This window comes from Mycobacterium sp. (assembly GCF_049608025.1).
In the GTDB taxonomy this organism is placed as follows: domain Bacteria; phylum Actinomycetota; class Actinomycetes; order Mycobacteriales; family Mycobacteriaceae; genus Mycobacterium.
The window spans coordinates 22,845-32,564 of sequence record NZ_JBMYXC010000027.1 but is presented as its reverse complement, the minus strand read 5'-3'; the positions used below and the strand labels follow the sequence as shown (position 1 = coordinate 32,564).

Sequence of the window (9,720 nt, the reverse complement as noted above, 5' to 3'; positions counted from 1 at the left end):
TGCCGCCGCCACACGGGACACGTCACTCAGCGATGCCCCACCAACCGGTCCCTCGCCCGTGTCAGACCAAATACGCTGAAACGCCGCGTGGCCCGATGACCCGTCCAGTCGATAAAGTTCATGGCAGGCCACAGTGGCGGCGATGGACTCGATGCGGCTATCAGTCACTGTGGCGATGGACCCGTCTGGCAGCGACAACGTCACTGTGTCGCCGTTAATCCATCCCTCAAACCGGTGTTCGGTACCTGACCCGGCCACGGCGGGGTTCCAGTCCTCCGCAATCGGATAGTCGAAGTAAGCGTTGTCGATTGTTACGACGGCGCCCTCCTCTGCGATGCCGAATGCCCACGCCCCTGCGCTAATCGTCAAATGAAACGGTGAGTCAGGTATGGCGTACGGTGTCGGTATCGGCACAGCCCACAACACAAACGCCGCGATAGCGCCGTCATCAGTCGCACCCGATGACAGTTTGAACGTGCCACCAATCCTCTTCGCCCCCGTCAGCGGTTGGTTCCAGTACGCTCCGCGATCCCCGGCAACCCCTGATAAGTTGGGTGCCTGCAGCAAACCGTCCGCGATCTCCAGCCGCAGGTTGTCGCTGAACCCGCCGCGGTGTGTGACCGCGACACCCTCATCGCCGAGCGACGGGATAGCGCCGTTAGGCTTGCCGTAGAAAGACGTGTAAAGATCAGTGTTGGGTTTTACGCCTATGGCGGCGCGAGCCAGGGCTGGATCGTCAGCACTGAGAAGGTTCCACGTTGCCATTACGAAAAACTCCTATGTGATAGTGATAGTGACAGTGCCGTTGCCGTTGTCGGAAATGCTGCCGCCAGGAATGACGACGAGTGGCAGGTCCACGATGGCGCCGCCAGGGGCGAGGAAGATTTTTACCAGGCCAGTCCCGGTTATCTCCCCCGCCACAGCCTTCTCGCCTAAATCTGGTATCGCCATTTAGCCGACCTGCACTGTGCCGTCACCGTTGCCGACAAAAGCGATAGTGTCGTCCGGTAACTCGATAGGCGTCGTGTAGGAACCGTCACGATTCACTAACACCAGATCGTCGTTGTCGTCGAAATACCCAGATACGATGCTCGCCGCCGGCCCACGTTTGGATAACTGCCCCGGCGGTGGCATCACATCCGTCAAGTTGATGCTCTCCCCGTCGCCGGGTGCGTCGAACGACCACGGGGTGATGACTTTTTCAAAGCCACGGTTGGTGACGCCGCTGAAACTGACCTGCCACTCCAAAGGGCTGCTCAGGTTTAGGGAATCGTCATTAGCAAGCAGGACTACGCCATTGTCGCCGTTGATCTTTCCGTTCTCATCGAGAGTGACGACAACCTTGTCGATAAGTTCCATGCCGTCGTCAATAACGACCATGCCGCCCAAAGTGACGTTTGTTCTAAACGTCAACTTCGCCCCAGCAAGTTCTTCCCTAGTGGTGCCGATGCGGGCGGCGAACCCATCCCCGGTAGTCAAAGTGAAAGTCGGTGCAGCCAAGGTTACGGCCCTTCCTAATCCTGTGACGGCAGCGGATAGTTCGTGGTCACGTTGTACGCCTCGAACATGGACGGCTCCACACCCGGCGACAGCACCGATGTCTCCCACACCAAACCGACATACCGGTGCCCTGCGCCGTGGGTGACAGCGTTGGATTCGTCTTCCCACTCCAAAATCGGTGTGATGGATGCGTTGCGGTACAGCCGGTAGGTGTTGTCGACATCGTTGTAGGTGATGACGAACACGGTGCCCTGGTTGACGAACTCCCAATCCGACTCGTCCACATAGGAGTAGGTGGTGGGGCCGGTCCCGGTCACCACATGAACACGGTTGATGAGTCCCGCGGATTCGAACTGGATACCCGCCCAGTCAGTCATATCCGCGTTGGAGCACAGCGCGACGGTCATGGTGCCCTCGCCGAACCGGAACACCCTGATCACGATCTTCACTGAGTCTTGGGATGCTTCGGTGGCGTGCCGGATCGCGGCGTCGGTCCAGAAGTTGTTGTCAGGACCAAGGGTGTTCGGGACCAACAGGTGGCGTTTGATCGCCACCTCGTCATCGATCTCAACCCAGTCTTCGGACACGGTGGTGGAGTCGAAACCGTCCTGAATGAACGGGCCTGGTGCGATCACGTCCCAGGCTTCGAAATCCTCGAACAGCACACCGGGGGCGAACACCCAGTCGATCCCCATAACCACCCCGGTGTAGCGGCGGCCGGGACCGTGCGGGATGTCGTTGCGTTCCACCGCATACGAGGCCACCTCGGAGCCGTTGTAGTAGGCACGCAAGGTCGAGTTCGGCCGGTCATACCAGATTTCGGCGGTGTCATCAGGGTCGATCTCGACAGTCGCCGACACCAGGGTTTGCCTCGATTTCGGGCCGGTGCCGCGCACAATGTGGAACTTGTTGTTGATGATGCCGGTCTCGATGACCAGCCCGTAGTAGAACGTGAACTGCGGGTCGGCGCAGATCACCACGGCTGCTTTACCTGCGGTGATGAACCCGTCCTGCACAGTGATCTTCGCGCGGCAACTATCCGAGAGCAGTTGGGTGGTGTGGCGTGCCGCCGCATACCCGAACGCCTCAACCGGGTACACGTTCCCTGACAGAGTGCCGAGTTTCCCAACAATGTTGATCCAGTTGGAGACACCGTCTTCGAAGTCCTCGGTGATCGTCGTCCCAGCAGCAGCGGTGTTGTAATGCTCAGCCAGCGACAGGACACCTTTGGCGTAGCCGTCGACCAGCGCCGGGGCTGACGGGTTGCGCAGCCGGGTTTCCACTAGAGGCGTTCCTTGGCGTGATGCTCCACCGTCACCGACACCGGGATCGTGCCCGCCACCACAAGATTCAACGCGACCGCTTCGATGAACACGGTGTCATCCCACAGGCCGGCGTGGGTGTAGGTGCCGGCGGGTACGTCCTCGAACTCCCCGGTGGCCGACATGACACCATTCACCGGATCAGACCACGACAAGGATGCGTGATCGAGTTCGGAATCATTAGCGCCCAGGTTGCCGGGATCACCCGTGTGCAAAGACATTTTGTCGACATTCTGATACGCCGCACACAGCGTGTTGAGTTGGTCTTGGTTCATCGGTTCGCCTTCGCGACCCGGCCCTCAAGCCACGGCGTCCGCGGGAACCCCGGCTTCTCAAGAGCCACCGTGAACCAGGCACTATCAGGAATGTTGGCGTGGTCGTCGGCGTACACCTGGAACTGCACCCGGCCGGGAAGCACCTCCACAGCAGGCCAGAACCCGATCAGCGTTTCCCCGTCCCGCTCATACACATACAAGGTCGCTGTCGTGTCATCGGGCAGCGGATCGTCCTCTTCGACGGTGAGCGCCCAGGTGAAGTCGTAGCCCTTGCGTAAAACGATCTCGGCTTTCGTCGGGACATGCCCCAGCACAAGCAACTTAGGAGCCTTCCTCTAGTTCCAGCCACCACGTCAACGGAGATGGCGCATTCAACTGCTCACTCGACATACGCACCCACGCACCGGTTTCGCTGTCCCAGCCCCACCCGAACTGCCCGCCCGTGACGCCACCCGGCGGCGGGTCAGGCAGAGCGACGGGCCGTTCGTAGGCGGCTTCGATCTCGGCGCGGACAGCCTCATCAGTCGGAGACGGGCTGGACACTGAGGCGAAGAAATCGTTGTCGTTCACAATCGGCGCCGGATACGTCGGGCACCACACATAGGTGACGGTGTCCTCGACATAAGCGAAGTTCCGCGGATGATCAGGATTGGCTGATACGGCTTCGTAGCTGCCGTGCATCGGGTTGCCGTTGCCCAGCAGTCCGAGCGGGTCCACATTCCGCATCGCCGTCGTGTTGTCGGTGTCGTCGGGGTGATCGGCCCAGAAGTCGTACTGTGTGGCGATGTCGATAACCCGGTAACCCCACGCACCGGACGGCAGGCCGGTGCCGTCTTCCCCGCCGGGATAGTCACCACCATCGGGGTAGCCGTTGTACTTGCGTTCAGGGTTGCCGATGCAGATGAACGTGACCTCGGTGGGGTCAACACTGGAGGCTTCACCGTTTTCGCGCAGCCACTTGTAGATCACTTGGGCGCCCATGCTGTACCCGACAACCAGGATGCGCTGCCCTGAATATCGGTTCAGATAGTTGTCGAGAGCGTTCTTCCCGCCGGCCGCGAACGACTCTGCGGGCAGGTTGATGTAGGGCACCTTCACCGGCACATACGGGTAGCGGTGGAACTCGCCGCGCAGCACAGTCGGCTCCAGGCGGGCGTTCCACGCGAACGCGGGCGCCAACATCAGCACAGGTATCTCTGTCGACCTGACCCGCGGCGGTACAGCCACCTCAACCACCGGGGTAGCGCCCTGCACAAGGTCAGGGTCTTCACCGGAGGCGATCAAATCCAGTGCCGCCGCGCACCACCGACGCCCCGACGTGCGCTCCGCGGACATGGTCACCACCGCGGCCCCGGCCGCGTCCCCCACCGCCCCATCGGAGAACGACAGGAACAAGCCCAGGTCTTGACGTTTCGAACCCGAGTAGTCGCTGACCGCCGCCCAGGATTCGTGGGCGAACGCGGCCACCACCATCCGACCCGACAGCGACGAGGTGGTCACCTCCATGCCGTCACCGGAGTTGTCGCCGTAGGCGGCGGTGTAGCCGCCGACCCGGCCCACCCCGGCATAGGTGCTGCACGCCGCCCGGTACTCCCCCGCGAACGCGGTACCGGAGGTGAGCGTGACCGTCACATCCGCTTCGCCGGCTGTGACGGGCGCGGCGAACAACTCGATGAACGTGTGGGTGGTCTCTGACCACGGTTTCCCGGCCAGCCACACCCTGCCCAGCGACGGTAGTTCAGTGTTGCCGTAGACGGCCTCAACTGTGGGATCAATGTTTTGGTTGCGGCGCACCAACACGGTCACCACTGCGCACAGGTTCGAGCCCGTCGCGGTGTGCTGCCACGTTTTGGTGTGGGACCGTTTCAGCCACACCAGGCCCACCGGGGCGAGGCTGGTGGCGTCGAAGGTGACGCTCACACCACCACCACCACAGGTGATGACGTGATCCGCAGGGCATCCCCGGCGTGAACGGTCACGTCAGCGGGGGTGTCGTCCAGTTCGCAGAACGCCGCAATGTTGCCGTCGACTTCGTAGAGGGCGGCGTAGCGGGCGGTGATCGAACCGCGCGCCACATACTCCCCACTCGCCACCACAAACTCGGGCACGTCAGCCAAAGCGGCGGTATCCGTTCCCGTCACGGTGACCGACACCCCGCCTGTGGTGTATCCGCATTCCTGCGGGTGCTCATCGGTCACGCCCGCATACGTGGTGGACGACGCCGACAGGTTGGAGGTCGACTTGAACAGGGCGACTTTCCACACCTCTTCACCGTCGAGACCATCCCCGGCCAGGAGGGTGGCGAACCCGGTCGTGGCGATCCACGGCCCAACCGTCATCAGGCACCCTCAACAGCACGCACCACAGTCCAGCCCTCAAGAGTCGGGCGGGTATCCCACGACACTTCCCCGTCGTCCACCCGCCACTTATGCACACCATCGACACTGACCCGCCGAGCCGTAGCACCCGTCTCAGGATTCAGCAGCACCGTGCCCACCGGGTCACCAGAATGCGCGGCCTCATACGCCACGATCACCCGGTTGATCTGATCCTCAGACACTTCTTCACCGTCGAGTAGTGCGCGGACACGCTCAACCAAAGCGTTCGACGGGGTGTTCGACTTGCGGGCCATGCGCGTCTCCTCTTATGAACCTGGGGTGGTGGACGAGAACGCGAACGCCGACACCCGCCCCGGCGAAGACGTGCCGAAGATCGTGGCGTAAGCACTCACACCCATACCGCAATACCGGTAGTCGTTACCCAACTGCGAAGTCGTGCCAACCTCGGTGTGCTCCAACAACACCGTGGTGTCCTCAAGGATGCGGAACACCCGCTCACCGCTATCAGTGCCGCACTCCAGCCAATACACCGCGTTCGACTTGAACGACGCGAACGGCAACAACTCCCACACCGTTTTCACACCAGACACCACGCACCCCAACTCGAAGTCATACTTTCCGAGATCGGCGTACACATACGATGTTCCGGCGGCGTTCATCCTGCCGAACAGTCGGTTGCGTGCCTGCGCGGTCGTGTTGAACCAGAACGGTGAAGTCGCCATCGACGCCGCCACCGTCTGATAATTCCCGGTCGTGACACCCGCGTTATACACAGCCACACAGGAGCGTGGCGCGTCATGCACCGCGTCCCACGTCGCCCGCCCGCCCTCAATGCCCCAGGTGCCGGTGCCGGAACCGGAATACGTTTGATCCCAATCGGCGCCCAGCGTGGAGGCGTCGTTGAGTTCAGCGAAGTCGATGAACACCGCGCCAGGATCAAGCCCCAAGATCGCCGCCGACAGGGCGGCGGTTGTCGCGGCCTGATCCTCCAACGCCCGCAACGCATCCTCATGCCGCCACGACGCCCCCGACCACCCGAACAGACCCTTCACAATGTTGTCGATGGTCGTGGCGATGTCCGCGCCGATAGAGGAAAACCCCTCCTGCGCCTTACCCAAACTCGCCGAGATCGTGGCGCGCTGACGCTCTTTCCAGTCGTCCTCAGTCATCCCGGCGAACGCCGCAAGCGAAGTCGCGTTCGCCGCCCCCTCAGGGACGAACTGGTTAGGCTGCGTCATGCAACTCTCGCAGCACCGCCAACGTCAACGGCAACAAGTGCGGCTCCCGCTCAACCATGTTCGCCACCACCTCACCGGCACGGCCCTGCGGTAGCGGCTCCGACGATTCCCACGCCGTCAGCGCTTTAAACAGGTCGACTTTCTGTTGGTGGCCCATGCGTGCGACCGCCGACTCCACCTCGCGGCGCAGCTTCTCCTCGGCGCTGACACTGCCGGCCGGAACCCACCGGCCCGCGGAGGTGGCCCAGTTCGGCTCACCCACCCCGGCCGGGATCAACTCCAGTGTGGGTTCCTCGACGTGCCGGAACCCTAAATCCCACAGCCGCTTCGACCACTCACGAAACGTTTCGATGGGCATGATGAACGGGGCGCCGCGGACTCCTGGCGGCGCGGCGAACGCCCACAGGGCGAACTCTTCGGGATCGTCGGGGTTGCAGTTTTCCCGTGTCGGGAACACACCTTTAGCGGGCATCTACCATGCTCCTAGCTCGCTCAGCGACGCGACGATCTGCTCAATGCGGCCCCAAGCCTTCATCGCCGGGTCTTGCAGCAACCGCTCATCACCGACCGTGGCAACCCACTGCTTACCCTCGGCGTCACGGCGCAACTCGATCTTGCGTGCCCGATCAACCCAGATGCGCCCGGTTGGATCGTCCTGCAAGTTGAACCCGATACGGTCGTCGTGCCACCAGTGACCTTTGGGGCCGATCAGGAATGGTGAATTGTTTGTGATCGTGATCTTGTTCGACAACGTGGTTTTTGTGGCCCAGAACCCGGCCCGCAAAACCATAAGGGACGCAATGGTGTACGCCTTACCCGCACCGTCCTGAAAATATTCGTGGTAGCGGGACCAGCCCGAGTTCTGCGCCCGCTCAGTGTTCTTCATCGACCACCACGCCAGGATGGTGTCCTCGTAGAGCGGCTGGAGCAGGGTGTCCACCGTCCCACCCAGCGACCCAATCAGGACAAGGTTGCCCAGGATGTCGTACACGGCTTGGATTGAGGCACTGATGCTTTCGTTGATACCGGGCATCGAGTGACCACCAACGTTGACGGTGTCGCCCTTTGCCGGGGAGTTGATGAAATCGCTCGTCTCAATACCGGAGCCGATACCCTCCAGGTACACCACACCCGGCTGCTCCTTGTGGGTGAGCCGGTTACCGGGGATGAAGTATTCCTGCGGCGAATCAGTGTCCAGCACCAAATCCAGGCTTGAGTCAACAAAGTCTTCGAAGAACTCAGCGACCGTGCGACCGAACCCGTCCAGCATCGTCCCGCCGTGAGCAGTCCCAATGAACGTGCCGCTCTTATCAACGATGTCGACCACGAGCGTGCCGTGCCGCAGATTCGCGCCATCCCACGGCGGCGGGTCACCCTCAAGCCAACGGGTGCATTCCACCGACAACTCAGAATCTTCCAGCATCACATGCGCCATGTCATGCCAGGTCTTCCATCGTGAGGACACCAAACCCCACACCACACCGGACTCCATCGCCTCAATGAAGCTGGTGGGTTTGACCACGATGTCCCACGTCGACATGTCCAGAAAGTCGTCGTAGGCGCTGAAATCCAGCGGATCGTCAGGGATCGTGATCAACGGATTCTTATAGCGGAACAGTTGGAGCCACAGAGTGGTTTTCAGAATCCACGTCACAGGACCAGCCAGCAAAAACGCCCGCGGAAACTGAAACGCCGCTGGTAGGAACGGGTTCGACCAAACCGTGACCCACTTCAAATCCTCGTAGTCGTGCAGGAACTCGGCGATAACAACACGCTGGCCGTCTTCCTTGTGTGACACGGTGCAGGAATCCAGGCGTCCACCCCAGCGCGCCCCGGCGGGATCATCGACGGTGATGTGGACGTTGCGTTTCTCGTCCCGCTCGAGGCGGCCCCACATGTCGTAGAGCCACAACCCCTGCGGCGAATCGAAATCCAGTTCGATGGAGCCGGTGCCGGTGTCGTTGGACACCCAGGAGAACGTGTGCTCGTATTCGTTGCCGCACACATGGTGGAGGTTCCACTCGCCGTCCCACAGCCGGATAAACTCCGGTGCATCCATCAAGCGTTGACGTTCCCGCTCGTTGCGGCGTATCTGCTCCCCGCCGGCAGCGCAGCGTTCCGCTAAAGACGCAGTCACAGGTATAACTCGCCTCCCCAGGGTCGGGTCCAGCGGCGCGGCTGATGCAACTCCACCCGCGCACCACCGACAGGGCAGTTCTCCAAATACACCGGAAGTGCCTGACGCGGCGTGTACGGCGGGATTTCATGCTGATAAAACCCATTCGGGCCTTGCCGGCCCAGAATGTTCGTCTCGTTCGCCGACTCAATCATCAACCGGGAACGATCCGCTGGACGTATCTCCGTCACACCATCCACATCGAGCACTTCGGTGGTGACGAAATGGTTCTCGTCCTCACCGCCGGGGCGGCGCTGCCCCCGCTTCCCCCGCCACGAAAAATCAGGGATGAACCATTTACCTTCGGTGACCCGCCAAAAGAGCAGCATGGGGCGCGGGCACGGGTTTTCCACCCACACCTCACCTGTCCCGTTGTCGGCGAACTCGAACGCGGAGACGACCGTTTCGGAATACCAGTCCGCATCCCCCACCCGAACCTTGAGCGTGATGTCGGCGAACTGCTGAGCGATAGTGTCGTGCTTGTCGTTGAAGTCGGGCTCCTCGTACTGCAGCATGTCCACGTAACGAGTGCCTGAGAGGTTGGTGGTCACCGCGAGTTTGGCGTACTTCGCGTCGTCGTCATAAGGGTCTAGTTCAAACCCGACCGACTGAATCAGGTATGACTCGTTTTCCTCGAAGGTGTGCGCTGTGGTCTCGCGAATCAGGAGGGGCAGGTCCATATCACGGGCAAGGATTTTGCGGTTCTTCTGCTTCGACCCGATGGAGCGGGCACCGGACACCCAGGTTTGCTTCTCCGGTGTGTCGAACAACCCCATAGGGTCTTCCCCCAGGTGGACACCGCGGTCACCTTGCCCGCTGCCGTAGATCGTGATGAGTTCGTCGTCTTGGCCGATGATTTCGACCCGCGAA

12 protein-coding genes are annotated in these 9,720 nt (G+C 61.5%); all 12 read right to left on the bottom strand.

Going from position 1 to position 9,720, the window contains the following annotated elements:
* Positions 1–765: hypothetical protein (locus ACPGXI_RS10885; protein ID WP_526652688.1), on the bottom strand; the 765-nt coding region annotated here is incomplete at its 3' end.
* A gap of 186 nt (positions 766–951) precedes the next feature.
* Entirely contained in the window at positions 952–1,500 is a 549-nt protein-coding gene (locus ACPGXI_RS10880; RefSeq protein WP_526652686.1) for a hypothetical protein, read from the bottom strand.
* Positions 1,501–1,514: 14 nt separating this feature from the next.
* A complete protein-coding gene (locus ACPGXI_RS10875; RefSeq protein ID WP_526652684.1) occupies positions 1,515–2,783 on the bottom strand; it encodes a hypothetical protein in 1,269 nt (422 codons plus the stop codon).
* On the bottom strand, positions 2,783–3,097 hold the full coding sequence (locus tag ACPGXI_RS10870) for a hypothetical protein (RefSeq protein WP_526652682.1): 315 nt from the start codon (positions 3,095–3,097) through the stop codon (positions 2,783–2,785). The genes ACPGXI_RS10875 and ACPGXI_RS10870 overlap by 1 nt, the downstream gene beginning before the upstream one ends.
* Entirely contained in the window at positions 3,094–3,411 is a 318-nt protein-coding gene (locus ACPGXI_RS10865; RefSeq protein WP_526652730.1) for an LtfC-like domain-containing protein, read from the bottom strand. Before ACPGXI_RS10865 ends, ACPGXI_RS10870 begins: the two co-directional genes overlap by 4 nt.
* 7 nt (positions 3,412–3,418) lie before the next feature.
* Positions 3,419–5,017, bottom strand: coding sequence for a PE-PPE domain-containing protein (locus ACPGXI_RS10860; RefSeq protein ID WP_526652680.1), 1,599 nt, complete (start codon positions 5,015–5,017; stop codon positions 3,419–3,421).
* The gene (locus tag ACPGXI_RS10855) at positions 5,014–5,436 is read right to left on the bottom strand and encodes a hypothetical protein (RefSeq protein WP_526652678.1); all 423 of its coding nucleotides are present in this window, start codon (positions 5,434–5,436) and stop codon (positions 5,014–5,016) included. The genes ACPGXI_RS10860 and ACPGXI_RS10855 overlap by 4 nt, the downstream gene beginning before the upstream one ends.
* Positions 5,436–5,729: a hypothetical protein gene (locus tag ACPGXI_RS10850; RefSeq protein ID WP_526652676.1), complete on the bottom strand. Its 294-nt coding sequence runs from the start codon at positions 5,727–5,729 to the stop codon at positions 5,436–5,438. The genes ACPGXI_RS10855 and ACPGXI_RS10850 overlap by 1 nt, the downstream gene beginning before the upstream one ends.
* A gap of 12 nt (positions 5,730–5,741) precedes the next feature.
* A complete protein-coding gene (locus tag ACPGXI_RS10845) occupies positions 5,742–6,674 on the bottom strand; it encodes a DUF7257 domain-containing protein (protein ID WP_526652674.1) in 933 nt (310 codons plus the stop codon).
* Entirely contained in the window at positions 6,661–7,146 is a 486-nt protein-coding gene (locus ACPGXI_RS10840; protein ID WP_526652672.1) for a phage gene 29 protein family protein, read from the bottom strand. Before ACPGXI_RS10840 ends, ACPGXI_RS10845 begins: the two co-directional genes overlap by 14 nt.
* On the bottom strand, positions 7,147–8,733 hold the full coding sequence (locus tag ACPGXI_RS10835; RefSeq protein ID WP_526652670.1) for a Gp37-like protein: 1,587 nt from the start codon (positions 8,731–8,733) through the stop codon (positions 7,147–7,149).
* Between the two features lie 74 nt (positions 8,734–8,807).
* Complete coding sequence (locus ACPGXI_RS10830) at positions 8,808–9,626, bottom strand: hypothetical protein (protein WP_526652668.1); 819 nt, start codon at positions 9,624–9,626, stop codon at positions 8,808–8,810.
* Between the last annotated feature and the right edge of the window lie 94 nt (positions 9,627–9,720).

Bases quoted from the DNA above. Each gene is read 5' to 3' on its own strand.
- ACPGXI_RS10870 (WP_526652682.1), bottom strand. From the start codon at position 3,097: ATGAACCAAGACCAACTCAACACGCTGTGTGCGGCGTATCAGAATGTC.
- ACPGXI_RS10845 (WP_526652674.1), bottom strand. From the start codon at position 6,674: ATGACGCAGCCTAACCAGTTCGTCCCTGAGGGGGCGGCGAACGCGACT.
- ACPGXI_RS10855 (WP_526652678.1), bottom strand. From the start codon at position 5,436: ATGACGGTTGGGCCGTGGATCGCCACGACCGGGTTCGCCACCCTCCTG.
- ACPGXI_RS10835 (WP_526652670.1), bottom strand. From the start codon at position 8,733: ATGGATGCACCGGAGTTTATCCGGCTGTGGGACGGCGAGTGGAACCTC.
- ACPGXI_RS10840 (WP_526652672.1), bottom strand. From the start codon at position 7,146: ATGCCCGCTAAAGGTGTGTTCCCGACACGGGAAAACTGCAACCCCGAC.
- ACPGXI_RS10830 (WP_526652668.1), bottom strand. From the start codon at position 9,626: ATGGGGTTGTTCGACACACCGGAGAAGCAAACCTGGGTGTCCGGTGCC.
- ACPGXI_RS10850 (WP_526652676.1), bottom strand. From the start codon at position 5,729: ATGGCCCGCAAGTCGAACACCCCGTCGAACGCTTTGGTTGAGCGTGTC.